The 26,085-nt window shown below is 52.4% G+C and carries 25 protein-coding genes, 1 tRNA gene and 2 pseudogenes; 12 read left to right on the forward strand and 16 right to left on the reverse strand.

What is annotated here, in order from left to right; genetic code table 11:
- Positions 1–408: 408 nt before the first annotated feature.
- The 6 genes from RTU33_RS01775 to RTU33_RS01800 are packed head-to-tail and all read left to right on the forward strand — an operon-like array spanning position 409 to position 6,437.
- Positions 409–1,020 carry a LuxR C-terminal-related transcriptional regulator gene (locus RTU33_RS01775; RefSeq protein WP_312624866.1) on the forward strand — a complete coding sequence of 204 codons (612 nt, stop codon included), beginning with the start codon at positions 409–411 and terminating at the stop codon, positions 1,018–1,020.
- A gap of 52 nt (positions 1,021–1,072) precedes the next feature.
- Positions 1,073–1,627, forward strand: a complete 555-nt coding sequence (locus RTU33_RS01780) for a fimbrial protein (protein WP_312624867.1) — start codon at positions 1,073–1,075, stop codon at positions 1,625–1,627.
- A gap of 56 nt (positions 1,628–1,683) precedes the next feature.
- Complete coding sequence (locus tag RTU33_RS01785) at positions 1,684–2,355, forward strand: fimbria/pilus periplasmic chaperone (protein ID WP_312624869.1); 672 nt, start codon at positions 1,684–1,686, stop codon at positions 2,353–2,355.
- A 46-nt stretch (positions 2,356–2,401) separates the two neighbouring features.
- Entirely contained in the window at positions 2,402–4,915 is a 2,514-nt protein-coding gene (locus tag RTU33_RS01790) for a fimbria/pilus outer membrane usher protein (RefSeq protein WP_312624871.1), read from the forward strand.
- Positions 4,912–5,430, forward strand: a complete 519-nt coding sequence (locus RTU33_RS01795; RefSeq protein WP_312624872.1) for a fimbrial protein — start codon at positions 4,912–4,914, stop codon at positions 5,428–5,430. Before RTU33_RS01790 ends, RTU33_RS01795 begins: the two co-directional genes overlap by 4 nt.
- A complete protein-coding gene (locus tag RTU33_RS01800) occupies positions 5,427–6,437 on the forward strand; it encodes a fimbrial protein (RefSeq protein WP_312624873.1) in 1,011 nt (336 codons plus the stop codon). Before RTU33_RS01795 ends, RTU33_RS01800 begins: the two co-directional genes overlap by 4 nt.
- 11 nt (positions 6,438–6,448) lie before the next feature.
- Here RTU33_RS01800 and RTU33_RS01805 read toward each other — a convergent pair whose 3' ends face one another.
- Positions 6,449–7,051, reverse strand: a complete 603-nt coding sequence (locus tag RTU33_RS01805) for a LuxR C-terminal-related transcriptional regulator (RefSeq protein ID WP_312624874.1) — start codon at positions 7,049–7,051, stop codon at positions 6,449–6,451.
- A 454-nt stretch (positions 7,052–7,505) separates the two neighbouring features.
- Between RTU33_RS01805 and RTU33_RS01810 the strand changes: the two genes are divergently transcribed.
- Positions 7,506–8,369, forward strand: coding sequence for a winged helix-turn-helix domain-containing protein (locus RTU33_RS01810; protein ID WP_312624876.1), 864 nt, complete (start codon positions 7,506–7,508; stop codon positions 8,367–8,369).
- Positions 8,369–8,857 (forward strand): hypothetical protein, encoded by a 489-nt coding sequence (locus tag RTU33_RS01815; RefSeq protein WP_312624877.1) that lies wholly within the window; start codon positions 8,369–8,371, stop codon positions 8,855–8,857. The genes RTU33_RS01810 and RTU33_RS01815 overlap by 1 nt, the downstream gene beginning before the upstream one ends.
- A 99-nt stretch (positions 8,858–8,956) precedes the next feature.
- Here RTU33_RS01815 and RTU33_RS01820 read toward each other — a convergent pair whose 3' ends face one another.
- Positions 8,957–10,510, reverse strand: coding sequence for a peptide MFS transporter (locus RTU33_RS01820; RefSeq protein WP_312624878.1), 1,554 nt, complete (start codon positions 10,508–10,510; stop codon positions 8,957–8,959).
- Positions 10,511–10,869: 359 nt separating this feature from the next.
- On the opposite strand from RTU33_RS01820, the pseudogene RTU33_RS01825 reads away from it, so the two are divergent.
- Positions 10,870–11,264: pseudogene (locus RTU33_RS01825) on the forward strand (integrase core domain-containing protein); the annotation flags it as partial.
- A gap of 204 nt (positions 11,265–11,468) precedes the next feature.
- Here the strand turns inward: RTU33_RS01825 and RTU33_RS01830 are convergent.
- Entirely contained in the window at positions 11,469–12,362 is an 894-nt protein-coding gene (locus tag RTU33_RS01830; protein WP_312624879.1) for a LysR family transcriptional regulator, read from the reverse strand.
- A gap of 147 nt (positions 12,363–12,509) precedes the next feature.
- Here RTU33_RS01830 and RTU33_RS01835 point away from each other — a divergent pair, with 147 nt between their 5' ends.
- On the forward strand, positions 12,510–13,559 hold the full coding sequence (locus tag RTU33_RS01835) for an aldo/keto reductase (protein ID WP_312624880.1): 1,050 nt from the start codon (positions 12,510–12,512) through the stop codon (positions 13,557–13,559).
- 107 nt (positions 13,560–13,666) lie between these two features.
- Here RTU33_RS01835 and RTU33_RS01840 read toward each other — a convergent pair whose 3' ends face one another.
- The 5 genes and pseudogenes from RTU33_RS01840 to proB all read right to left on the reverse strand — a co-directional run bounded on the left by RTU33_RS01840 (position 13,667) and on the right by proB (position 16,889).
- A complete protein-coding gene (locus RTU33_RS01840; RefSeq protein ID WP_312624921.1) occupies positions 13,667–13,807 on the reverse strand; it encodes an integrase core domain-containing protein in 141 nt (46 codons plus the stop codon).
- Between the two features lie 6 nt (positions 13,808–13,813).
- A pseudogene (locus tag RTU33_RS01845) lies at positions 13,814–14,093 on the reverse strand (transposase); the annotation flags it as partial.
- 252 nt (positions 14,094–14,345) lie between these two features.
- A tRNA-Thr gene (locus RTU33_RS01850) sits at positions 14,346–14,421 on the reverse strand.
- 100 nt (positions 14,422–14,521) lie between these two features.
- Positions 14,522–15,775, reverse strand: a complete 1,254-nt coding sequence (gene proA, locus RTU33_RS01855) for a glutamate-5-semialdehyde dehydrogenase (protein WP_312624881.1) — start codon at positions 15,773–15,775, stop codon at positions 14,522–14,524.
- 10 nt (positions 15,776–15,785) lie between these two features.
- Positions 15,786–16,889: a glutamate 5-kinase gene (gene proB / locus RTU33_RS01860; protein WP_312624882.1), complete on the reverse strand. Its 1,104-nt coding sequence runs from the start codon at positions 16,887–16,889 to the stop codon at positions 15,786–15,788.
- A 275-nt stretch (positions 16,890–17,164) separates the two neighbouring features.
- Here proB and RTU33_RS01865 point away from each other — a divergent pair, with 275 nt between their 5' ends.
- Entirely contained in the window at positions 17,165–18,262 is a 1,098-nt protein-coding gene (locus RTU33_RS01865; protein WP_312624884.1) for a porin, read from the forward strand.
- Between the two features lie 60 nt (positions 18,263–18,322).
- Here the strand turns inward: RTU33_RS01865 and crl are convergent, their stop codons facing one another.
- From crl to gpt, 3 genes are all read right to left on the reverse strand, one after another.
- Positions 18,323–18,721 (reverse strand): sigma factor-binding protein Crl, encoded by a 399-nt coding sequence (gene crl, locus RTU33_RS01870; RefSeq protein WP_312624885.1) that lies wholly within the window; start codon positions 18,719–18,721, stop codon positions 18,323–18,325.
- Between the two features lie 57 nt (positions 18,722–18,778).
- On the reverse strand, positions 18,779–20,023 hold the full coding sequence (frsA, locus tag RTU33_RS01875) for an esterase FrsA (RefSeq protein WP_312624886.1): 1,245 nt from the start codon (positions 20,021–20,023) through the stop codon (positions 18,779–18,781).
- Positions 20,024–20,123: 100 nt separating this feature from the next.
- Positions 20,124–20,582, reverse strand: coding sequence for a xanthine phosphoribosyltransferase (gene gpt, locus RTU33_RS01880; RefSeq protein ID WP_312624888.1), 459 nt, complete (start codon positions 20,580–20,582; stop codon positions 20,124–20,126).
- A gap of 255 nt (positions 20,583–20,837) precedes the next feature.
- Here gpt and pepD point away from each other — a divergent pair, with 255 nt between their 5' ends.
- Positions 20,838–22,295 carry a cytosol nonspecific dipeptidase gene (gene pepD / locus RTU33_RS01885; RefSeq protein ID WP_312624889.1) on the forward strand — a complete coding sequence of 486 codons (1,458 nt, stop codon included), beginning with the start codon at positions 20,838–20,840 and terminating at the stop codon, positions 22,293–22,295.
- A 103-nt stretch (positions 22,296–22,398) separates the two neighbouring features.
- Here pepD and dinB read toward each other — a convergent pair whose 3' ends face one another.
- The 5 genes from dinB to RTU33_RS01910 form a co-directional block, all read right to left on the reverse strand.
- A complete protein-coding gene (gene dinB, locus RTU33_RS01890) occupies positions 22,399–23,457 on the reverse strand; it encodes a DNA polymerase IV (protein ID WP_312624890.1) in 1,059 nt (352 codons plus the stop codon).
- Positions 23,458–23,583: 126 nt separating this feature from the next.
- Complete coding sequence (gene nqrM / locus RTU33_RS01895) at positions 23,584–23,799, reverse strand: (Na+)-NQR maturation NqrM (RefSeq protein WP_312624892.1); 216 nt, start codon at positions 23,797–23,799, stop codon at positions 23,584–23,586.
- A gap of 2 nt (positions 23,800–23,801) precedes the next feature.
- Positions 23,802–25,025 carry an NADH:ubiquinone reductase (Na(+)-transporting) subunit F gene (gene nqrF, locus RTU33_RS01900; RefSeq protein ID WP_312624893.1) on the reverse strand — a complete coding sequence of 408 codons (1,224 nt, stop codon included), beginning with the start codon at positions 25,023–25,025 and terminating at the stop codon, positions 23,802–23,804.
- A gap of 11 nt (positions 25,026–25,036) precedes the next feature.
- On the reverse strand, positions 25,037–25,633 hold the full coding sequence (gene nqrE / locus RTU33_RS01905; RefSeq protein WP_032689372.1) for an NADH:ubiquinone reductase (Na(+)-transporting) subunit E: 597 nt from the start codon (positions 25,631–25,633) through the stop codon (positions 25,037–25,039).
- A 6-nt stretch (positions 25,634–25,639) separates the two neighbouring features.
- Positions 25,640–26,085: NADH:ubiquinone reductase (Na(+)-transporting) subunit D (locus RTU33_RS01910; RefSeq protein ID WP_312624897.1), on the reverse strand; the 446-nt coding region annotated here is incomplete at its 5' end.

Below are 26,085 nucleotides of genomic sequence, written 5' to 3' on the forward strand. Positions count from 1 at the left end.
ATGAGTAATGCTACAGGCGTAGATAATAATCCGCTAAAAAACAATAGCCTGACTCGATACCTGCGATTATGACCCGCCCATCAGCGGGAGGGCACGGTGTTTGGCAATATAAAGATCTGTGGCTCGTGCTAACAGCGACATGGCTCTCAGAAATTAACGGAAAATAAGAAATTTCCATGGATTATTCCGAAGAAAGTTAGCGTGATGTGAATAAAAAGGGTGCGTTTTTTAACGGGCGCGACCAGTGTAAAACCCCACAGAAAGGCGCCAAAATCTTACGGTAATATTCAAAAATTTCAATAAACACAAAACAAGCAGCATTAAAACCCAAAAAACAGGTCTTTGTGAGGCGGCGTTGATTTATTTGTAAAAAAAAATCACATTAACAACACAAACAGAGGGGGCAAGATGATGATTACCGCATTTTCTCCTGGGCATAATAAAACAGTCGCGATCATGGGAGCGGATAACTTTGCCAGAGGTGGACTATCAAACCTGATACAGGAAATTAGCCCACGCATCCATATTAGAGCGTCGGTTCGTGAACAAAAGGTTCTCGATCTTTTTTTATCGCAAACCGCCGTCGATATTTTATTTATCTCTGACAATAAATCAGGAATCCAGGGTTATGACTGCATTAGTTATCTTCAGCAGTTAAAAGAAACGTATCCAGGAATGACTATCTGTATTTATTCAGCGTGTAGCAGCCTTTACTTTTGGGCATGCGGTGCGGTAGATGATTACTTATCAACGGACGAACCGATCTACTCCCTGAAATACAGATTAAAAAGAATACTTGAAAACCGTCGTGGTACGCTAAATCGCTTTCCCGCACAGCGAATGTCGCTAACCCATGCCGAATGGAAAGTATTAAAAGGTATAAAAAGTGGCTTTTCCATGCACCATATTGCACACAAAGAAGAAATTCCTTATCGCCGGGTGAGCGCTTTAAAAACCTCGGCGATAAGAAAACTGGGACTTCGAAATAAAACAGATTTACTGGTATTTCTTACCAGCTAAACATCTATTTATTAGATGTCTATTTAATCATGCCATTATGTAGGGTAATTTCATGAACTCGCTTATTCGTACTAAATCTTTGCTGTCCATCAGCTTATTATTGTTACTACCAGCCGTAGGTGCGGTTCATGCTGCAGAAGTCAGTGGCGGCACGGTGAATTTTCACGGCAGCGTGGTCACCACTGCATGTGCCATCAGCAGCAACAGCGCAGATATTAATGTGGAGCTTGGCGAGATCCGCGCAGCTTCTTTGAAAACCGCAGGTAGCCAGTCTGCTACGGCTAAAAACTTCGCCATCGTTTTACAGGGTTGTGACACCAAAACCTCAACGGGCGTCGCGATTACCTTCAGCGGCACGCCCGATAAAGCTGACCCCACAAGCCTGGCTGTAGGCTCCAACGGCGGGGCTTCCACGGCGCAAAACGTGGCTATCCGTCTGTACGATGAGAACGGGGCTCAGGTAAAACTGGGCGTCGCATCCAGCGTCACCAGCCTGCGTGATGGCGAGAATACACTCAACTTCAGCGCTAAATATTACTCATCAGCGGGCGATGCCACCGCAGGTGATGCCAGCGCCGTTGCCACTTATACCCTGACCTATTCCTGATGACAAAGGCCCGTTCCGGGAGCGGGCCTTCATTATTGCTAAGTATAAGGACATTCATGAAACGCTTTCGCTCACTCATTCTTCTGCTGATATTCTGCGCCATTGATGCCCGCGCCGGGGGCGTCGGGCTGGGAACCACCCGTCTTATCTACACCAGCGACAGTAAACAATCCTCTCTGGAAGTCAGAAACACCGATTCGCAGTCACAGTTTCTCATCCAGTCATGGATAGAGAACGAACAGGGGCAGCCCTCACGCGATTTTGTTATTACGCCGCCGCTGTTCGTGCTCAAGCCTGCCAGTGAAAATATGCTGAAGGTCCTGTTTGCCGGAAAACCGCTTACTCAGGATCGGGAAACGCTTTACTGGATAACGGTGAAAGCGATTCCGCAGATGCAAACCACCACATCTGAAAATACATTGCAGTTTGCGTCTGCCAGCAGAATAAAGCTCTTTTACCGCCCGCAGAGTATTGCTGAAGGCGCTGTTCAGAGCCATACAAAAATAAAAGCAAACAATCATAACGGGACCATTACTTTTAGCAACCCGACACCTTTTTACATTACCACTACCAATGTCCGTATTGACAATAAGAGCGTTGCACCGGTGATGATCGCGCCGAAAAGCGAAGCGACAATCCCGGGAAAATTTCAGGCTGCACAGCGCATTAGCTATCAAACCATCAACGATTTTGGTGCATTAACTCCGGTGATGGACGTGCATTTTTAGCCGCAGTTTTGAGTTAACTTAATCGCGCAAAATGAATCAGGTTAAAATGAAAGTTAAAATCATTTTTATGGCATCGTCATTAACTCTGCTGGTGGATAACGCCGTTGCTGAAAGTGATTTACGCTTCAACCCGGCCTTTATTAATGGCGAAGTCGATAATAACGTCGATCTTTCGTGGATCGGCAGCGGCAATGAAATTCCACCGGGTCACTACAACGTTAATATTTATATCAACGATAATTTTGCTTTCACCGCCGACATTCCCTTCGCGATGAGGGAGGGGGTCGTTTCACCTCAGTTCAGCAAAGAGCAACTCAGCGCGCTGGGAATCGATCTTAAACAGCTTGCTGACGCCAATGCGTTTCAGCAGCAACAAGCCGGGCTCTGGTCTCTTGAAGATATACTGCCCCAGGCCACATTTTCATTCATCAACAAAACCATGACGCTGCAAGTTAACGTTCCCCAGCGCTACATGGTCAACCTGCCGCGCGGCTACGTTAATCCAGAAAGCTGGGACTACGGGCTGACCTCCGGATGGGTGAACTATGTGATCAACGGATCGCGTGATGACGCGCAGGCTCCGGAGCAGCTTTTCATCGGGCTTTCCAGCGCGCTGAACTGGGGCGCATGGCGTTTACGCGACTACTCCACCTGGACCAAAAGCCAGGCAGATGGTTTTTCTCATGGACGCACCTGGCTTCAGCGCGATCTGAAAGCGCTGGACTCCCAGCTTTCCGTCGGGGAAGTGCTCTCTTCTCAAAAGCTGTTCGACTCCGTCGGCATGCGCGGAATTATGCTCAATTCCGACGATAATATGCTGCCGGACAGCCTGCGCGGGTACGCCCCGGAAGTAAAAGGCATTGCCAAAAGCCATGCCACCGTGACCGTACGGCAAAATAACAACATTCTCTACCAGACGACGGTTTCACCCGGCCCTTTTATTCTGAAAGATCTTTACCCGACGGCATTTGGGGGGGATCTGGACGTTACCATTGAAGAGGAAAATGGCCAGAATCAGCATTTTACCGTGCCGTTCGCAAGCGTACCTGACATGTTGCGTCGGGGGCAGGTTCATTACGCCGTGGGGGCAGGTAAATATCAGGCCGCTGGTAACCAGAACGAGCCGCAGCTGTTTTGGGGGGAAGCGTACTGGGGAGCATTCGATAACCTGACGCTGTACGGCGGCACGCAGCTTACGCTCGATTACCGCGCGGTGGCTATCGGCGCGGGACAAAATCTGGGGATCGTGGGTGCTTATGCCGTCGATCTTACCCACGCACGCAGCCGACTGGCCGATGGCCATCTCTATTCAGGTAATTCTGTTCAGGTTCGTTACAGTAAATTGCTGAACTATTACGGCACCCGGCTTAATTTTTATTCCTGGCGCTATTCAACCGCAGGCTTTTACAGCCTGAGCGACACCACATGGCGGGCCATGAAAAGCGGTGCCCCGCCGCAAACGACAAACAGCGACGGAACCGTCACTTATCAATACGACAACTATTACGATTTAAACAGGGCCAAAAAAGCCAAAAACCAGCTCGAGATATCTCAGCAGATGGGCGATTTAGGATCGCTTTCGCTCTCCTGGGTACGACAAACCTGGTGGAAATCGAATCAGACGTCAGAAAGCACTCAATTCGCCTGGAACAGCACCTGGCGGCGTTTATCGTTTGGCCTGAGCTACCAGCGGAGCACTTCACTCGGCAGCGGGAAAAAGGAAAACATCCTGTCGTTAGCCGTTTCTGTTCCGCTGGGCTCGCCCGCTGCCGCTACGCGGGCAAACTTCTCCGTACTACAGCCCAGTGCTTCACCTGCGGTTTATAACCTGGGTATTAGTGGCTACATGCCAGGCAACAAAAGTCTGTTCTACAGCGCCAGCCAGAGAATAAATTCGCAGAATGAAAACGGCGGGAATCTCGCGCTGCAATATTCCACCGGAAAAGGTGACTACAACCTGGGCTACGGCTATTCGCCACAGTCCCGCAATATCAGCTATGGCGCAAGTGGCGGTATCGTCCTTCATGAGGGAGGCGTGACGCTCAGCCGCCCATTAGGCAACACCAACATTCTGGTCAAAGCACCGGGAGCAGAGGGCGCCGCGCTGCGTAATAACCCGAATGTTACCACCGACAGCCATGGCTACGCCGTTATCCCCTGGGCTTCACCCTATCGCCAGAACCGGGTTGAAATGGACGTCACGACCGCCGGGCAGAACGTCGAGATCGAAAATGCCATTGTGAACGTGGTGCCGACAGAAGGCGCTCTCGTCAGAGCGGAAATTAAAACCCAGACCGGGCTCAAAGCGATGTTCTTTATCCGCCACGACCGGAGCGATCTGCCTTTTGGTAGCCTCGCCTCCATCAGCCAGCGCCAGCAAAACAGCGGCATCGTCGGCGACAACGGCAGCTTATACATGTCGGGTTTAGCGGAGTCCGGCACGCTGAAAATCGTCTGGGGAAAAGGGGCGGATAAACAGTGCCAGGCCTCCTATTACCTGAAACCCCAACATTTCAATCCGGCGACCGGCCTTTACACACAGGAGCTGAATTGCCAATGAATAAACGTTTCTGTGCAATCGCCCTGCTGGCGGGCTCTCTTCTGCAAGCCCCAGCCCACGGGTACGACGTTTTAATTTCCATCACCGGCAGCATCATTGGCAATACCTGCGACGTTGCCGCAGATGCAAAAACCCTGACGGTTCCTCTTGGCACAATCGGCACCGGACAGTTTCGTACAGCAGGCAGCATGGGCAATGTGAAATCCTGGTTCACGCTGAGCCTTCAAAACTGCGGTCCAACGTTCACCGGGGCAAAGGTTCGCTTTACCGGCACGCCCGCTCCTGCCAACGCACAATGGTTAAAAACGACCACCGGCGGCGCAAGTGGAGTTGCCCTTGCGCTATTCGACTCAGACGACCAGCTCGTGCCTTTAAATACGCAGACTAAGTTCTATGGACAGGCAGGAGCCAGCGACGTAGAGATGAAATTTTATGCCCGTATGATCGCCACGCAGTCCACTGTCGGCGCCGGGGATGTATCAGCAACGGCCACCTGGCTTGTGGAGTACCAATGAAGACATTGACTTTTTTAATCACTTTTCTGTTCAGCATCCAGGCCTGGGCATTGAACTGGGTCGCCGATATCGTGCTCTCCCCTGTCCCACTGACCTACTCCGGTCCGGCAAACTCCATCGTTCCGGGTAAAGTAATTGGCAGCAACTGGAGTGCCACTGCAGATGTGCAGGAGGTGTTCTGGTGTGGGCTGGTCTTTTTGTGCAGCAAAGGCACGATGGAACCCGGTAGCGGGACTGTCTCGACCGGCATGAGCGTAACGCTCGACGGCAAAAGCTACACCATCTTCGAAACCGGCATTCCGGGCATTGGCTACATTATTGGCCTGAAAGATTTTTACGGCAGCGCCTACATGCCATTGCAAAACGGCGTAACGCAAACCTATCCGGCAGACGGCACCAGCGGGTTTGCGCAAAATCTGGGGTGGTCCGGCAAGGTGACCTTTATCAAAACAGGACAGCCGCTGGTATCAGGGGTTTATGTCACGCCGACCATCAACGCAGCGCTGCTCACGGCGTACAACAATGAAACCAAAACGGCCAGCGTTATCATTAACCCCACCACAATCACCGTCACCGCGACCGGCTGCGTGGTGATCACCAAATCTGCAAGCGTCAATCTGGGTGCTGTGGATATTCGTCAACTGCCCACGGTAGGCAGCATGGCTGCTGCCGGCGCATTTAACGTCACTCTGGATTGCGACGCCGGCATCTCCCTGAGCGCCGTCCTGAGCGATCAAAGTTATCCGTCAAACAACAGCGACGCGGTTGCCCTTACCTTAGATTCAACCGCCGGCGCGCTGGGAGTAGCATTTTATTACGATGGCACAGGCCCTCTTCATCTGGGGCAGGATAGTTCTGCCGCAGGCACAGCCAACCAGTTTTACATCACCACCACTACCACGGCGCAAACCGTCTCGCTGCCTTTCCAGGTGAGGTATGTACGTAAGGGGACCATTGTGCCAGGCACGGCTAACGCGTTAGCCAGCCTGACATTTTCCTATCAATAACGCACAACAACTTAACGCGTCAGAAATAACAGCAGTTCTGTTTTATTGCGCAACCCAAGTTTACGGATTGCCGAGTTTTTTAATGCACTGACCCGGCGATAGCTGTTTTCTGTTTTTACGGCGATATCCTGCAAAGAGTCGCCCGCTTTAATGGCTTTAAGGACTTCCCATTCACTTTCCGTTAACGGAAACTCACCGGAATTTTTTTTGCGTGAACAGGTGCTGGCATCGATCACTTTCATGATATAGCTTCGCCATGTCGACAAGGGTTCATTCAATGAGAGCCAGGCATCAATATGACCACGAATATACAATGAGGAGTCAGGCTGTTGTGAGTACATGCAGATTGCCATTTTGGGGTATTTTTCCCGCGCCTCTTTGACATATTCCAGACAACCATATCCGGTGCCTGATTCCAGGCCGGACCAGAATACCAAGTCGATATCGCTTTGTTCCTGCGTATTTTCCAGCAATGGATAATTTCTGACCGAGACGCTGATTTTCCCCTGCGTATCCAGCTCCTGTAATAAAGTATAAATTGCGTTGCGGACAAAATGATTCGCATCTGATAATGCAACGGTCATCCGCCCTTCTGACCCTGGTATATTCAGCATACCCCCCTCCTTACTCCCTGGTGCACATGCCGTTAGATTTGTTCTGATTTTGATTACTGAGTTGTCATTCCATTATGGCGAAGAGGCTTTCCCAGGCGCACCTGAAATTATTTGAAGTATTTCCGCTGCATGTTTAAAGCCAAATAAAGATTAATTCACAATCATTTCAAAAACATCAGTCATCACAAAGATTATCGGTTACCGGTGTCAATAAATAACACAGCGCAGTCGTAGAAAAGAGCCCTTTCCTTAAGTTTTCTGCCCGCTGTAAAAATCAAGTTTAGAAGCATGAGCATTGCTAAATATGACTATTTTTCAGAAAAATCCTTTTTCAGGGGGTGTATAATCCAAAAAATAATCTTTAACAAACACCCTTTATCAGTTAAAAAAACCTCAATTTATCTCTTACAAACAAAGAACTGCTTTATATTTATGGAGAAAAAGAAAGGAAGCTATGCACAATCATTATATTATAAATAACACTTTAGAATTTCATCCAGCGACGAGTACGCTACGGGATTTGCATGACCCCAACAATGTAGTGGTACTAAATTATCCCGCCAGTCGCTGTCTGCTGCTATTGATTAATCGCCAGGGAAATATTGTTACCCAACATGAGGTCATGGATATTGTCTGGGAGCAAAGTGGGATGCAGGTCTCACTGAATACCTATTATCAGAACATCTCAATTCTACGAAAGGGATTAAAAAAGTTAGGGGTAGTTGAAAATCTGATCGTGACCATTCCGCGCATTGGCCTGACGCTGGCCAGCGGCACCCAGGTTAAGAAGCTGGTCGCCGATCACGAGGCGGAAATCAGGCACGATCATGCAAATGCTATTCATGAACAAGAAGATGACAGCATGAGCCCAGGTTTAACCATCGAGACACAGCATGCTCCAGGGGACACAAAATTGTTCCCACCAGCACAGAAAGCTAGCCTGCGTGTTCTTGCTCACCGGCTATCAATCAAGCAGATAAGCAGCCTTATCCTCATTATTTTTATTTTGTTGACGCTCTTTATGGCATTTGCCATAGGCTCTGACAATGCCACTAATCACCGCTACTTTGAAACCTATTCTGCCTCTATTTCACACGGAGAATGCAGAGTCTTTCTTTCAAAAAATATCAAAAGCAAAGCTGATAAAGATAAAGCCCTTTCATATGTTAACCGTTTTGAGCGAAGCTGCCAGAACTATCCCTGGCTATATATTTCACACTTTCCGATGTTGCCTCGAACCTCTATCATTCGCTGTGATAAGCCGATGAGCCAACATAATACCTGTATTTCAGATTATTTCTTTGAGTCCAATAAGTGATGCTAAAGAATTTATCGGTACTTCTTCTGATTGCTGTAGCGCTGTTTGCCAGCGCCAGCCTGACTTATATCCTGTGGATATCGAAGCATGATAATACCATTTCCTGCGTGGCTAATCACATAAGCCATGGTTCACAAGGTAATGTTCATGGAACATCGCACTACGTATTCAATAAAACAGGTGGTTCCCTGAGCCTGAACGGCTATCTGGAAGAAGATCCCACTAAGATCTTCAATCGAAAAATTTTATTTGATTACCAACGGAATCAAAATACCTATGTATTACGCTCGATGCATAATATCAAGTATCCCGATGATTCCGTCAGCGATGAGTGGATGGCACAGCGCTTTCCTGATTTTTATGTTTATGAAGGCAAAGATATTTACATTAAAATAATAAAACAGTTCAATAACAACTATCTTTTTTTTATAGGGACACTACCGACATTCTCCTGCAAACGTTCCTTCCAGGCCGTAGTGGTGAAGTGAAGCCATTAGCTCACGTTAAGTTTCAACTAAAGCATACAGCTGATTATGACAAAACAAACAGGCCCAAATAGGGCCCGTTTATTCAGATAAAGAAAATGATCAGACGTTTGCGGTAGGTTTTGTTTCCGTCTTAACCTGCGCATTTTCCAGCATTCGGCGTACCGGGACAATCAGCACAATTAATACCGCAGCACAGATCAGCAGCGCCACAGAACAACGAGCGAAGAGGTCTGGCAGCATATCCAGCTGGTCGGCCTTGACGTGACCGCCAATCAGACCTGCCGCCAGGTTACCCAACGCGCTGGCGCAGAACCACAGCCCCATCATTTGACCGCGCATTCTTTCCGGCGCCAACAGCGTCATGGTCGCCAGGCCAATCGGGCTCAGGCAAAGCTCACCGAGCGTCAGCATAAGGATGCTACCTACCAGCCACATCGGTGAGACACCTGCGCCACCGTTGCCAAGCACGTCCTTCGCCGCCAGCATCATCAGGCCAAAGCCTGCGGCAGCAAACAAAATGCCGATCACGAACTTGGTGATACTGCCCGGGCGAACGTTCTTGCGCGCCAGCATCGGCCACAGCCAGCTGAACACCGGGGCCAAAATAATGATAAACAGCGCATTGATGGACTGGAACCAAACTGCCGGAATTTCAAAATCACCGATCATGCGATTGGTGTAGTCGTTCGCAAACAGGTTGAAGGAGGTTGGCTTTTGCTCAAATGCCGACCAGAAGAACGCCGCAGAGACCAGCAGAATAAAGCACACCAGCAGTCGTGCGCGCTCTTTGCGGTTCAGACCGGCGAAGAGGAAAAGATAAATGAAGTAGAGCGCCACGGAGGCCGCAATAACGTACACCAGCGCGCTGGCAACCGCGACAGGGTTGATAATGATAATGCCCCGGGCAATCAGCGTGACAATCACTGCAACGCCCACTGCCAGCGCCAGCAGCCAACCGCCAACGCCTTTTTTCTTCGAAACCGGGCTGTTCCAGGTGGAATCCAGCCCTACTTCGCGGTCGTAGCGTTTCATTGATGGTACGGCAAACACGCGGAAAATAATCAGCGCCACCAGCATCCCGATGCCGCCGATGCCAAAGCCCCAGTGCCAGCCGTGTGTTTTAATCAGCCAGCCGGAGATCAGCGGTGCGATAAACGAACCGATGTTAATGCCCATGTAGAACAGCGAAAAACCACCGTCGCGTCGGGCATCACCGGCTTTGTAGAGCGTGCCCACCATAACCGAAATACAGGTTTTGAACAGGCCAGAGCCGAGTACGATAAACATCAGGCCAACGAAGAACAGCGTATCGCCCATAAAGGCCGACAGTGCAATTGACAGGTGCCCGAGCGCAATCAGAATCGAACCGTACCAGACTGCTTTCTGCTGGCCAAGCCAGTTATCCGCAAGCCAGCCGCCCGGCAGAGCCGCCAGGTACATGGCCCCGGCAAAAATCCCGACGATGGCCGAGGCGTTTTCACGTGCAAGCCCCATTCCGCCGTCATAAACGGTCGCCGCCATAAACAGGATCAGCAGTGGACGAATGCCGTAGAAGGAAAAGCGCTCCCACATCTCAGTGAAGAACAGCGAACCGAGAGGATAAGGGTGGCCGAAGAACGTCCGGCCTTCGTTATGTTGAGCAGAGGACTGCATAAATACTCCCGAAGAGGTGTGTCACGGTGTTTGCAAACGCTGAGATACATGCCGACCTTTATGTAAAAATTTAGTCGGTCATTTACGCTCAGCAAAAAATCTTTTAACCATTTGATAACCAAGCACTGGTTTTGTCTAGTGCCAACCCGGGGACTTTAAGATGAAAAGTCGACAAATGTCTACTTTTACAGCTTTTTAGTTTGATAAAAGTCGTAAGTGATTGACTTTAAGCAACAACAGTGACCAGCCCCCCGTTGATTAATACACCGTGATGTTAGTAATGTCTTCATCAACAACGTAAGGGCATCCATGCGAAGAAGCGTTTTTCCGACGAACAGATCATCAGTATTCTCCGCAAGGTCGAAGCCGGGATTTCAGGCGTACAGGTCACGCGTATTCTGGACAGTATCGCGCTTTTCCCTGGCTATCCGGCTACGATAAGACCGATCAGGGTCCGGAATTCACCTGCCGCGCACTGGATCAATGGGCCTTTGAGCATGGCATGAAGCTGTGTCTTATCCAGCCGGGCAAACCGACTCAGAACGGGTTTATTGAGAGTTTTAACGGATGATTTAGAGATGAATGCCTGCATGAGCACCAGTTCAGCGATATTGTTCACGCCCGGAAAACAATTAATGACTGGCGGCAGGATTATAATAAGTGCCGCCCATATTCATCGCTGGATTACCAGACTCCAGCTGAATTTGCAGTGGACTGGCAATATGAAGAAAAACCAACTGACATGACTAACTGAAGGTTGTATCTAATCCTGGGGCAGGACATGGTGAGTGGACATATATGCTTGAAGATAACGACTCATTCCAGTGTATTTAGACGCTGGCCAGCACGATATGAGAGCTAACTTGACGATTGAAGATATAACAATTAAGGAAGTTAACTGAGTGGCAAAGGTATAGGGGATTTTAATGTCACAACTTTACTACTTAACTGAAGAATATCACTTATCCTTCCAGCGCAACGCCTCTGTCAGCGCCCTTAACGCAGGCGTTATTTGCCTGTTGGGATAATATAAATGACAACCGTGAAATACGGGGCTCCACTCATCGAGTACTGAGACAAGCCTGCCATCAGCCAGCTCCTCTGTGATTTCATGCTCCAGTAAGACCCCCAGCCCTGCGCCAGCACGAATGGTTGCACCAGCAAGTACCCCGTCATTAACGATCAATTGCCCCTGAGTCCTGATATTTATCATTTCGCCCTCACGCTCAAATCGCCAGGGCGTAATCTCACCGGTCGTTACCCTGCGATAATTAATGCAAATATGCTCCTGCAAGTCCTGCAGTGATTGTGGGCGGGGATGACGTGTGAAATAGTCAGGTGTACCCACGACTCGTGTGCGGGAATCAGGTTCAAGCCTGATGGCAATCATATCATTTTCAACAACCCCGCCAGGTCTGATCCCGGCATCAAAACCTCCGGCGACAATATCGGTCAGCCGGTCATCAATGGTGACTTCAACAGTCACGTCGGAATATTCCCGCAAAAAAGCAGGTAGCCGGTCGGCAAGGAGAGTTCGGGAGGCATAGTGAAGCGTGGTCAGTCTGATATTGCCCGCTGGCGTGCCCCGCCAGCTCGCAAGCGAGGCCAGGCCTTCAGCCAGTCCGGCAAGGGCAGGCTCCAGCGAATGCAATAATTGTCTACCTGCTGCTGTTGGTGCAACGGAACGGGTAGTTCTGGCAAGCAGCACGACGCCCAGCCGCTGCTCAAGCCCACGCATGGCATGACTCAGCGCAGAGGGTGATAACCCCATTTCTGCAGCTGCACGAGTGAAGCTACGCGTTCTTGCCACGACAGCAAATGCTGCCAGATCGTCGAGATCGCCACGTTTCATTGTTGCATCCCACTCACAAGGTCTTGCCATGAACCGGGGCTAGTTATTCCGTAACATGGTCGTATGCTAATAACTTTTCTGACTCATTGAAGAGATACTACCATGAATCTTTGCAGCTATCGCACTCTGGGGCGCTCAGGCCTTATCGTGAGCCCACTTGCACTGGGGGCTATGACTTTTGGTGCCGGACGCTGGGGAGTCGATGAAGCCGGTGCCCGCGCTATTTTCGATGCTTATATCAATAACGGTGGTAATTTCGTCGACACCGCTGATGTCTATGCGGGTGGCAATAGCGAAGAGATGCTGGGGCGTTTTATTAACAGCAGTGGCAATCGTGAGAAGGTCGTTATCTCTACCAAAGCGGGTTTTCCACGCAGGCAGGATACGCCGCTGACCGGGGGGAATTCAGCCCGTAACATCCGTAACGGCATCGAAGGCTCCCTCAGGCGTCTGGGGACAGATTATATCGACCTTTTCTGGACACATGTGTGGGACCAGACAACCCCGCCTGAAGAGGTTCTGCACGCATTAACCGATGCCGTTCGCCGGGGAGATATTCTCTACTATGGGTTCTCTAACGCACCTTCATGGTACGTTGCCCAGATTGCCACTCTTGCCCGTGCAAATGGGTTACCTGAGCCTGTGGGTCTGCAATATTCCTATTCACTGATAGACAGAGGCGTTGAGCTGGATATCCTCCCTGCAGGAAAAGCACTGGGTATGGGATTAGTTGCCTGGAGCCCGCTGGGAGCGGGGTTATTGACGGGGAAATATGGCCGGGAGAAGCTGAGTAACGCCGGTCCTGCGGGGAGCCTGCCTAACACGTCGGGCGAATCCGGGCAGAAAAGCGATGGTCGTCTGAATGGCGATAATCCCTTTGGCGGACTGCTCTTCACTGAAACAAATTTTCAGATTGTGGACACCCTGCGTGAAGTCGCAGAAGAGATGGGCAGGCCCATGGCGCAGGTCGCACTCGCCTGGGTCGTGAACAGGGCCGGAGTATCATCCGTACTGATTGGTGCCAGCAGAGCAGAACAAATTGTACAGAATATTACTTCGCTCGATATTATCCTCCCTGACGAGTCTCTTGAAAAACTGAATGCTGCTGGTGCACCACCTTTACTTAACCCTTACTACATCACCAGTCTGCCGAAGGAACGCATTTTTTCCGGGTATCCCGTTGAAGGGTGGCTATAAAGATCAAAGAGTAAAACTCATTTTTATTCATTATCTGGCGGCACTCTTAGCGCCAGATATATCTCTATTGCTTATTAGGCTCGTAATGATGTGTAAGCACACCTGTTTTAGTTCCACGTACTTTTTGAGACTTCCGGCTTTTCAGCCATCAGCGGGTACTTTTCCGGCGTCAGGTTACTCAGGGATTCATGAGGCCGTTCGCTGTTATATTCAGCCAGCCAGCGCTCGGTGATTTCCTGTGCTCTCATGGCAAATTGTGCCGTCAGATAGCTGACAAACTCCCGCTTTATCACTGGTTTTAAAGCTTTTTTCGATAACATCTTTCAGTGCACGACATTCAAGGCTGAGATCAGCAAATATCTGTTTGAGACGTCGGTTTTCATCCTCCAGGTCTTTCATCTTTTTGATATCAGAGGCTTCCATACCACCATACTTTGCTTTCCCGTTGTAGTACGAGACTTCAGAGATACCGGCTTCACGGCAGACATCCTTAACGGTACGTCCGATTTCGACGGACTTCAGAACGGCAATGATCTGATGTTCGGTGAATCAGGCTTTACGCATGGCGATCTCCTCAGAGGACATAATCAGTATGTCGGAAGATCTCTAAAAGTGGATGGTTCGTTTTGCAGGGATACTTACAAACACAGAATGCCCCCACTTATGCCCCCCAACTGTAACTTGATTCCGGTTGAGTCCAGTTGATAACAGGAGACAGGATATGGGCCAGAAACCGCATCATACGGGCTTTTAGTGGATTTCGGTAGACCTGGGAAGAGTTTGAAATGGTGCCGATAATAGGAGTCGAACCTACGACCTTCGCATTACGAATGCGCTGCTCTACCAACTGAGCTATATCGGCACTGAGGGGAAGTGCTACGGGGCAAAAGCTTAAAACGCTGCGGGTGATGCGTCAATGGCCTTTAGAATCAACTGCCTGTTTTTGCATCACCCGTTTTCAATTACGCACGGATTGTATCGTCACCAAAGCCAATCCACTTGTAGGTGGTCAACGCTTCGAGCCCCATCGGGCCGCGTGCGTGCAGCTTCTGCGTGCTGACCGCCACTTCGGCCCCCAGGCCAAACTGGCCGCCGTCGGTGAAACGGGTGGAGGCATTGACGTACACCGCAGAGGAATCCACTTCGTTGATAAAGCGGTCGGCGTTGCGCAGCGTACGGGTCAGAATGGCGTCGGAATGCTGGGTTCCGTGCTCCCGAATATGCGCAATTGCGCCGTCGAGGCCGTCGACCAGCTTCACGTTCAAATCCAGCGACAGATATTCATCGTCATACTGCTGCGTCTGAACCGCTTCCACCTTCGCCGGGCCAGCCTGAAGCTGCGACAGCGCGTTAGCGTCTGCGTGCAGCGTTACACCACTTTCCGCCATCTGTTTGCTCAGCACAGGCAGGAATGTGTCGGCGATATCTTTATGCACCAGCAGCGTTTCCACGGTATTGCAGGTGCTCGGACGCTGGGTTTTGGCGTTAACGATAATCTTCAGGGCCGGTTCAAACTCTGCAGAATCATCGACGTAGATATGACACACGCCAATTCCGCCAGTGATCACCGGGATCGTCGACTGCTCGCGGCACAGCTTGTGCAGACCAGCGCCACCGCGTGGGATCAGCATGTCGATATATTTGTCCATGCGCAGCATTTCGTTCACCAGCGCGCGGTCCGGGCTTTCAATGGCCTGCACGGCACCCGCCGGCAAACCGCACTCTTCCAGCGCCTGCTGGATCACTTTTACGGTAGCGGCATTCGTGCGCCAGGTCTCTTTCCCGCCGCGCAGGATCGCCGCGTTGCCCGTTTTCAGGCACAGCGAGGCAACGTCTACCGTGACGTTCGGACGCGCTTCATAAATCACCCCGACCACGCCAAGCGGCACGCGGCGACGTTCGATACGCAGGCCGCTGTCCAGCAATCCGCCGTCTATTACCTGCCCGACCGGATCGGCGAGCTTGCACACCTGACGCACGTCATCAGCGATGCTTTTCAGGCGAGCGGGCGTCAGCGCCAGGCGATCGAGCAGCGCTTCACTCAGGCCACTGGCGCGAGCCTCTTCCAGATCCTGCGCATTAGCGCTCAAAATCGTATCCGTCTGCGCTTCCAGATAATCAGCAATCTTTTCCAGAACCTGATTTTTTTCGCGGCCGGACAGCTGCGCCAGCTTGTACGAAGCCGCTTTGGCAGCGATGCCCATTTGTTCCAGCATTGAAAGCTCCTTAACGGATGATCATGTCGTCGCGATGCACGGCTACCGGGCCATACTCGTAGCCAAGAATGGCGTCGATTTGCTGTGAGTGCTGGCCGGCAATGCGGCGCAGCGCGTCGCTGTTGTAGCGGGATACGCCGTGGGCGATGTCGCGACCGTCCAGCGTACGAATACGGATTACTTCACCACGGGAGAAGTTGCCTGTCACGCTTTTAATTCCTTTTGGAAGTAATGAACTCCCTCTTTCCAGAATCGCGGAAACAGCGCCTTCATCAACCGTAATTTCTCCCGCAGGAGGTGCGCCAAAAATCCAGCGCTTACGGGTTTCAAGCGGAGAGGTTTGCGCATGGAAGCGGGTGCCAACGGCAATGCCTTCCATCACGTCGCCAATGACGCCCGGGCGGCTGCCCGCAGCGATAATGGTATCGATGCCCGCGCGGCAGGCGACGTCGGCGGCCTGTAATTTAGTACCCATACCGCCGGTACCAAGGCCGGAAACGCTGTCGCCAGCGATGGCACGCAGCGCGTCATCAATGCCGTGAACGTCCTGGATCAGCTCCGCCAGCGGGTTGGTGCGCGGATCGGCGGTGAACAGGCCTTGCTGATCTGTCAGCAACAGAAGCTTGTCCGCTCCCGCCAGAATGGCCGCCAGCGCGGAGAGATTGTCGTTATCGCCAACTTTAATTTCAGCTGTCGCCACCGCGTCATTCTCGTTAATGACCGGTACGATGTTGTTATCCAGCAGCGCACGCAGCGTGTCGCGTGCATTCAGGAAGCGTTCGCGATCCTCCATATCGGCACGAGTCAGCAGCATCTGACCCACGTGAATGCCGTAGATAGAGAAAAGCTGTTCCCAGAGCTGAATCAGACGGCTCTGGCCAACAGCCGCCAGCAGCTGTTTGGAAGCGATAGTGGCAGGGAGTTCCGGGTAGCCCAGGTGTTCGCGTCCGGCGGCAATCGCGCCTGACGTCACGATCACAATACGATGTCCTGCGGCGTGAAGCTGCGCGCACTGACGCACCAGTTCAACGATATGCGCACGGTTCAGGCGGCGCGAGCCACCGGTTAATACACTGGTACCCAGTTTTACGACCAGCGTCTGGCTGTCACTCATGATTCTCTGCCATTCAATCATTACGAAAAGGACGTTTTAGCAGGAGTCAGACGGCTTGCCAACTCCCGCAAAGGGTTGCTGAGCACTTTGTTGCGCGGGATCAGGAAGCGTAGCGGCAGAAAATGGCTTTTTTATGACAGAAATAGATAAATACAGATATTTAAAATTATTCTTACTTTGTCATAAAACGTTCATTTCCCGGCGTTACAACCCTTCCTGTTTTTTACATCGGGCGAGTTCCCAAATTTCAGCGCGTAGATAAATCAGGGTTAAAAATGAAAAAGACAACACTGGCATTAATCGTACTGGGCGTAATGTCTACTGGTGCAGCACAAGCCGCAGAAGTTTATAACAAAGACGGTAATAAGCTGGATCTTTACGGCCGCGTGAAAGCCGAACACTATATGAGTGATAACGATGCCGTGGATGGCGACCAGTCTTATATCCGTCTGGGCTTTAAGGGCCAGACTCAAATTAACGACCAGCTGACCGGTTTTGGTCAGTGGGAATATCAGGTTGCCGCCAACAAAGTGGAAGGTGACCCGAATACGACGAAAACCCGTCTGGCTTTTGCGGGTCTGAAAGCAGGTGACGCAGGCTCCTTCGACTACGGTCGTAACTACGGCATTCTGTATAACGTTGCGGCCTACACGGATATGATCCCGGAGTTCGGTGATGACTCCTTCGTTAAAACCGATAACTTCATGACCGGCCGTGCCAACGGTGTTGCAACCTACCGTAACAACAACTTCTTCGGCCTGGTCGACGGCCTGAAAGTGGCGGTACAGTATCAGGGCAAGAACGAGAACGATGGCCGTGCGGCCAGCAAAGCCAACGGAGACGGCTTCGGTACCTCTCTGAGCTATGATTTCGGCGACTCGGGCTTCACTCTGGGCGCAGCGTACGCCAACTCTAACCGCACGCTGACCCAGCAGGACAGCGATTTCGGCAAGGGCAGCGACGCCGAAGCCTGGACCACTGGCTTTAAATACGATGCTAACAACGTTTACCTGGCTGCGATTTATGCTGAAACCCGTGATATGACGCCAATTTCCGGCACGGCTTCGATCGGCGGTGTAGATACCAAAGTCAGCGGTTTTGCGAATAAAAACCAGGCGTTTGAAGTCGTGGCGCAATACCAGTTTGATTTCGGCCTGCGCCCGTCTGTCGGTTATATCCAGTCTAAAGGCAAGGATATTGAAGGCGTTGGCGATGCGGATCTGGTGAAATATATTGACGTAGCGGCAACTTACTACTTCAACAAAAACATGTCTGCCTTTGTGGATTATAAAATTAACCAGCTGAGCGATGACAATAAGCTCGCCCTGAACAACGACGACGTGGTTGCTCTGGGCCTGGTTTATCAGTTCTGATTATTCCCCAATGCAAAAGGCCCCTCATGATGAGGGGCCTTTTTATTATTCTGGCAGATTTCAGGCTGATAATCTCACGGGCTGGGTAACGTCTTCGGCAGGCTCCAGCTTCAGACCCAAGGTTTTCAGCAGCTCTTCTGCTCGCACATGGAAATCACGCAACGTTTGTTCCAGCCGGTCAGTCACTTCGGTGTCTTTGATAGCCGTCGGCTGCCAGACGCCGTCTTTGTCGAACAGGCCAAACTGATAGCTGTAGGTAAACCGCTTTTCCTGGGCTTCCATTTCCAGCCACCAGCCCCAGAATTCACGCTTCTCGGGTGCCGGTTTAACATTGACGCAGACGGCCAGGCAATCGAAGAAGAAGCGATTATCCTCACACTGCTCTTCCCGGATGTACGGGCCCAGGGCCATGAACTTCTTGATCAGTTTACTCTTCGGGTGTCCACTCGGTAACGTCATTACAGTCTCCTTTAGTGATGCACCTGTTTTACCAAAACAATAGAATTTAGCAATCTATTAACCTAATCGATCGTTGATCCACCCGGCAATTTCTTTCAGCGCTTTGTCAAAATTACGGTAAACCGGCTTAAACGGGATCTGCATCAATTTACCCTCCGCAGAGGAAGAAGTGATAAGGCGTGACTCCTCTTCCGGGCTGAAAGGATCGTTCTGCCAGTAGCCGGAAAGCATTGGCGTCGGGCAGCGCCGCCCCAGCAGCCCCTGAGTTTTCAGCGAATAGCGATTAAGCTCAACGCGTAAAGCGTCGTCGGAAGCATCGTGCATACCCAGTCGGGACGCCAGCACGTCGAGATACATTTCTGGCACATTGCCCTGACGCAGCGGATCGCACAGCAGACCATGCACCACCGGCCCAAGACAGGCCACCGCTTTCAGGCGCGGCGATTCCAGATACGCCAGACGCACCGCCACGTTCGCGCCAAAGCGGAAACCAAATACGGCCACCCGGGTATGATCAACCCACGGAATGTTTGGCAGGTTCTTCAGCACCTGCTGATGCAGGAAGCTCGAGTCCTGAGTGAGCTTCCATTTTGATGAGAAACCAATCGACGGCATATCCAGCGTCAGCATGGCGATGCCGAGCGGCGCCAGATAGCGCTCAAACAGGCTGTAATTGTCGCTTTGCAATGCATCCAGCCCGCCGCACATCAGCACCGTCGGAAATGGGCCATCCCCCGGCGGCATGTGCAGGAAGCCGCTGACGGGCGCGCCACCCGGAATGGTGAACTCCAGCTCACGCATAGAGCCAGGCAGGCGCTGTGCCGCTTCCTCATAGGCACGATTCGCCAGCGCCTGGGCCTGGTCGGCCAGCTCGTCGCCTTTGAGATGCGGGTAAGCAGCAATGCTGTAAAGGTTGGAAGCGTGGAGCCAGTGGCGGCCCGCTTTCGCGTCATCCTGCTCCTGCGTGGCCTTCTGCTGCCAGAGCATTGCCTGTTTTGACCACTCGTATATCCAGTTGCCACCGCGGTAGCCCACTACCGTATCGTAAAGTTCAGCGTCGGTGCGCTCGGCCTCGCTCATGACGATACGCGCCTGCACGTCGAGAATTTCCTGCGGCGTAACGCCGCGCCAGATCCACATCAGGCGGTTGACCATCCGATACCAGTGCGGCACGTTTTTTCCGTCCAGCGCAGATTGCACCGCGGGCTGCGAGCCAGCATTAAAACGACGCACCAGCGTCGAGGTTTCGGGGTGTTTAAAACGGGGCTTAAAGAGGACTTCGCTGAGGTTGGCTTCTGGCATCGCATAGACTCCATAAATACGACATGGACTCTATTGTAACCTGCCGGGCGCCAAAAAGAACAACGCCCGGCAAGCCGGGCGCTGAAAGAATAGTGTTGAATTAACGGCCAGAGATAGGCGGCACAAACACCACGCCCATATCCCACGGCTGCTCAATCCAGGTATCCTGAGGGATATCAATCACGTAATCATCAACCAGCGGCTTGCCGGCAGGCTTAGCGAAGATAGTGACGAAGTGCGCTTTCGGGTACATTTCACGAATTGCAACGGCGGTGCCACCGGTGTCGACCAGATCGTCAATCACGATAAAGCCTTCACCATCGCCTTCGGCACGCTTCAGGACTTTCAGCTCGCGCTGGTTGTCGTGGTCGTAGCTGGAAATGCAGACGGTATCGACATGACGAATACCCAGTTCACGGGCCAGCAGAGCGCCTGGTACCAGACCTCCACGGCTGACGGCAATAATGCCTTTCCACTGCTCGGAGGGCATCAGGCGCGCGGCCAGTTTGCGTGCATGGATCTGCAACATGTCCCAGGTAACGACGTATTTTTCGCTCATGTGATTGTATCCCAGCCTGTAAAACGGCTTAAAAAATGTTCGGGGTGATTCCAGGTTGCGCGAGATTATAGAGATCTGACGCACTAAAAACCAGTGTTTAACGGCCTCGCCGGGAGTTTTTGCGCGTATCCCACTACCAGAGCGGGCAGAAAGTGGTATTCTCAACGCCATCTCGCAAGTCAGGCTCCACGCCTGTTTGCCCTTGCTAACCCATTACCTGCAAGCCGTTTTGCAGGAGCCGTAAGGAGACTCACCGTGTCTGAACTGTCTCAACTGTCCCCGCAGCCACTGTGGGACATTTTTGCCAAAATCTGTTCCATTCCCCATCCCTCCTATCACGAAGAACAGCTTGCCGAACACATCATGGGCTGGGCAAAGGAAAAAGGCCTGCATGCAGAGCGCGACCAGGTAGGTAACATCCTGATTCGTAAAGCCGCAACGGCAGGTATGGAAAACCGCAAACCGGTGGTTATGCAGGCTCACCTCGATATGGTGCCGCAGAAAAACAACGACACCGTTCACGACTTCACTAAAGATCCGATTCAGCCATACATCGACGGCGAGTGGGTAAAAGCACGCGGCACCACGCTGGGTGCGGATAATGGCATCGGTATGGCTTCTGCGCTGGCTGTGCTGGCGGACGACACCGTGGTTCACGGCCCGCTGGAAGTGCTGCTGACCATGACCGAAGAAGCGGGCATGGACGGTGCGTTTGGTCTTCAGCCAAACTGGCTGCAGGCGGACATCCTGATCAACACCGACTCCGAAGAAGAAGGTGAGATCTACATGGGCTGCGCGGGCGGGATCGATTTTATCACCACCCTGCCGCTGACTCGTGAAGCGATTCCGGCTGGCTTCCAGAGCTTTAAGCTGACCCTGAAAGGCCTGAAAGGCGGCCACTCCGGCGGCGATATTCATTTAGGTCTGGGCAACGCCAACAAACTGCTGGCGCGTTTCCTGGCCGGTCACGCAGCTGAGCTGGATCTGCGCCTGGTTGATTTCAACGGCGGTACTCTGCGCAACGCCATCCCGCGCGAAGCCTTCACCACCGTGGCGGTACCAGCGGCGAAAGCGGATACCCTGAAAGCACTGGCAGCAGAATACCAGGCCATCCTGAAAAATGAGCTGGAAGCAAAAGAGAAGAACCTGATCGTGATTCTGGAGGCGGTCAGCGCGGATAAAAACGCCCTGAGTGAAAAATCCCGCGACAGCTTCATTCAGCTGCTGAACGCTACCCCAAACGGCGTGATCCGTAATTCCGACGTCGCTAAAGGCGTGGTGGAAACTTCCCTGAACGTCGGCGTGGTCACCATGCAGGACGACAACGTCGAAATCATCTGCCTGATTCGTTCTCTGATCGACAGCGGCAAAGACTACGTGGTCAGCATGCTGGAATCACTGGGCAAGCTGGCAGGCGCGAAAACGGCACCGAAGGGTGGCTACCCAGGCTGGCAGCCTGATGCTAACTCTCCGGTAATGCACCTGGTGCGCGAAACCTATCAGCGCCTGTTCGACAAAACGCCGAACATCCAGATCATCCACGCCGGTCTGGAATGCGGTTTGTTCAAAAAACCGTATCCGGATATGGACATGGTTTCCATCGGCCCAACCATCACCGGCCCGCACTCGCCGGACGAGCAGGTTCACATCGAAAGCGTGGGCCAGTACTGGACCCTGCTGACCGAACTGCTGAAAGCCATTCCTGCGAAGTAAATAGCGGCAAAATAAGCCTGCTGATCTCTGCATAAAAAAGCCTCCGGACGGAGGCTTTTTTGTTGGCTCGAGCCCGGTGGCGCAAGCAAAACGCCGCCAGGCGTCACAGCCCTAAAACCAGCTGCCGTTCAAGCTGTGGATCGAGCAGCGTCACATGCACCCCTACCAGCCTCACGCCGCGCCCGCCTCGTCTCTCCTGCCAGGTTTTATACGCCGTCGCGATCAGATCGTCTTTGTTCAGCTTCGGCCAGACATGCTCCTGGGTGGTCTGCTGAAAGTCATTAAACTTAAGCTTGATACCCTGGCGGGCAATCAGCAGATCCGGTTTTACTTTCGTAAGCCTGCGCTCAAGCTCCGGGTATAGCTGGTTCACGATGATTGCCTCGCAGTCGCTCCATTCGTGAATGTCCTCCGCCAAAGTGCGCTCCACGCCGATTGATTTGCGCAGCCGCTCGCTGTTCACATCTCGCTCGTCAATGCCGTTGCTGCGCTCCCACAGCACCCGACCAAACTTACCAAAGCGTTTAAGCAGCATCGCCAGATCGGTTCGCTGCACGTCTTCACAGGTGCGGAGCCCCATGTTTTCGAGCTTCGCGGCAGAAACTTTGCCAACGCCCGGAATTTTCGCCAGCGGCAGCGTTTTCAGGAAAACGGGGACATCATCAGGTGTGATCACGTACTGGCCGTTGGGCTTATTCAGATCGGAAGCGATTTTGGCCAGAAATTTCACCGGCGCAATGCCAGCCGATGCTGTCAAATCCAGCTCCTTATGGATAGTCTGGCGGATCTCTTCCGCCATCAGCGTGGCCGAACCGTGGCAGTGCATGCTGTCGGTCACATCCAGGTAGGCCTCGTCCAGCGAGAGCGGCTCAATCAGCGAAGTGTAACGGGAGAATATTTCGCGGATGTGGTTTGAGGCTTCTTTGTAGGCGTCGAATCGGCCGGGCAGCAGCGTGAGGTGTGGACAAAGCTTGAGGGCCATTCCGGTCGGCATCGCGCTGCGCACGCCAAACTTACGTGCCGGATAGTTAGCGGTGCTGATCACTCCCCGCCGCTCCCGGCTTCCGCCGATGGCAATGGGAATATCGCGCAGGGCTGGATTATCCCGCATTTCCACCGCGGCGAAAAAACAGTCCATATCGACATGGATAATTTTGCGCATACTCAGCCCTCACACATTACTGGTTAAGTATACAGTAAAATAATGAGAGACGCGAAGGCGAGGATTTGGCTTCGAGGAATGTTGCCCGGCGACACCTCGTTTGCCGGGCCTATGTCAGAAACAAATTCAGAGTATACGGTTTTGCTGGCGCTGCACCTCGCGGGCCAGGCGCTTTTTGCGTGCATCGCACGGCTCGGGGCAATCGCAGACCTTCTCCAGCCCCAGCGACGAAATCCCGCCGCAGCTCCCCTGAATACTTTTACGCTTCACCAGATAGCCGAGCGACATGCCGAAGACAACCAGCACAAACACCGCGAACGTAGCCAGAAAGACCGTCAACATCTTCAGCCTCCGAAATCGTCGAGCATGATGTTTTCATCTTCAACGCCAAGATCTTTCAGCATTCTGATGACCGCCGTATTCATCACCGGCGGCCCGCACATATAGAACTCGCAGTCTTCCGGGGCGTTATGGTGCTTCAGGTAGTTTTCATACAACACGTTATGGATAAACCCGGTGTGCCCCGTCCAGTTATCTTCCGGCTGCGGATCGGAGAGCGCCACGTGGAAGGTGAAGTTCGGATTATCGCGCGCAAGCTGTTCAAACTCATCATCGTAGAACATTTCGCGCAGCGAGCGTGCACCGTACCAGAAGCTGATTTTGCGCTGACTCCCGAGACGCTTGAGCTGATCGAAAATATGCGAACGCATCGGCGCCATACCCGCACCACCACCAATAAAGACCATTTCTGCGTCCGTTTCTTTCGCGAAGAATTCGCCAAACGGCCCCGAAATCGTGACCTTATCGCCCGCTTTCAGCGACCAGATATACGACGACATGATGCCGGGTGGCACATCCGCTGCGGACGGCGGCGGCGTGGCGATACGGACGTTGAGCATGATAATGCCCTTCTCATCCGGGTAGTTCGCCATCGAGTAGGCTCGCAGCGTCGGCTCTTTGACCTCGGATACATAGCGGAAAAGGTTAAATTTATCCCAGTCGCCGCGGTATTCGTCCGGCACGTCGAAATCGGCATAGGCGACTTTGTGCGACGGGCACTCAATCTGAATATAGCCTCCCGCGCGAAACGGCACGCTTTCGCCTTCCGGGATTGCAAGCTTCAGCTCTTTAATGAAGGTGGCTTTATTATCGTTGGAGATAACCTCGCACTCCCATTTTTTGACACCGAAGATCTCTTCCGGCAGCTCGATTTTCATGTTCTGACGAACCGCCACCTGGCACGCCAGACGACAGCCCTCTTTCGCTTCACGCTTGCTGATATGCGAAAGCTCAGTCGGCAGAATATCGCCTCCCCCCTCTTTCACCGTCACGCGGCACTGCCCGCATGAGCCGCCGCCGCCGCATGCCGAAGAAACAAAAATACCGTTGCTGGAGAGCGTATTCAGCAGCTTATCGCCCGCCGGAGTACGAATCTGCTTGTCCGCCTCGCTGTTGATCTCAATGACCACGTCGCCCGCGTTCACAAGCCTGGCGCGCGCCGCCAGAATCAACAACGACAACGCCAGCACGATAAGCGTAAACATGACTACGCCGAGAATGATTTCCATCGCTTACGCCCTTATAGCTGCACGCCGGAGAATGACATAAAGCCCAGCGCCATCAGTCCGGTGGTGATAAAGGTGATCCCTAAGCCGCGCAGTCCTGCGGGCACGTTGGCATACTTCATTTTTTCGCGAATGCCTGCCATCGCCACAATCGCCAGCATCCAGCCGATACCGGAGCCAAAGCCATAAACGATGGATTCCGGGAAGTTGTAGTCGCGCTGTACCATAAACGACACGCCGCCGAAGATGGCGCAGTTTACGGCGATAAGCGGCAGGAAGATCCCGAGCGCGTTGTAGAGCGACGGGAAGTATTTATCGAGGATCATCTCAAGGATTTGCACCAGAGCGGCGATCACCCCGATAAAGGTGATGAAATTGAGGAAGCTCAGATCCACTCCTTCCACCAGCGCACCGTCGCGCAGCACCAGGTTGTAGATCAGGTTGTTGACCGGCACGGAGATCCCAAGCACAACGGTGACCGCCACGCCCAGGCCAAATGCCGTAGAGACTTTCTTCGATACCGCCAGGAACGTACACATGCCAAGGAAGAAGGCCAGCGCCATATTTTCCACAAACACCGCGCGCACAAAAAGACTGAGGTAATGAGCCATAGTCAGTTACTCCTTCTCCTGCTGTTCCGGCTTCCAGCTGCGCAGCGCCCAGATAAGCAAACCAATGATGAAAAACGCGCTCGGGGCGAGCAGGAACAGGCCGTTTGGCTGATACCAGCCGCCGTTCTGCACGGTTTGCAGCACGGTGATACCAAACAGTTTTCCGCTGCCGATAAGCTCGCGCAGGAACCCGACAATCATCAGGATTGCACCATAGCCCAGGCCGTTACCGATGCCGTCCATAAAGCTCGCCAGCGGCGGCGACTTCATGGCGTAGGCTTCGGCGCGCCCCATCACAATACAGTTGGTGATGATGAGCCCAACGAATACCGACAGCTGTTTAGACGTTTCATAGGCGAACGCACGTAAGAGCTGATCGACCACAATCACCAGAGAGGCGATGATCGCCATCTGCACGATAATGCGCACGCTGTTCGGAATGTGGTGGCGGA

This window comes from Scandinavium sp., assembly GCF_032012665.1.
GTDB lineage: Bacteria > Pseudomonadota > Gammaproteobacteria > Enterobacterales > Enterobacteriaceae > Scandinavium.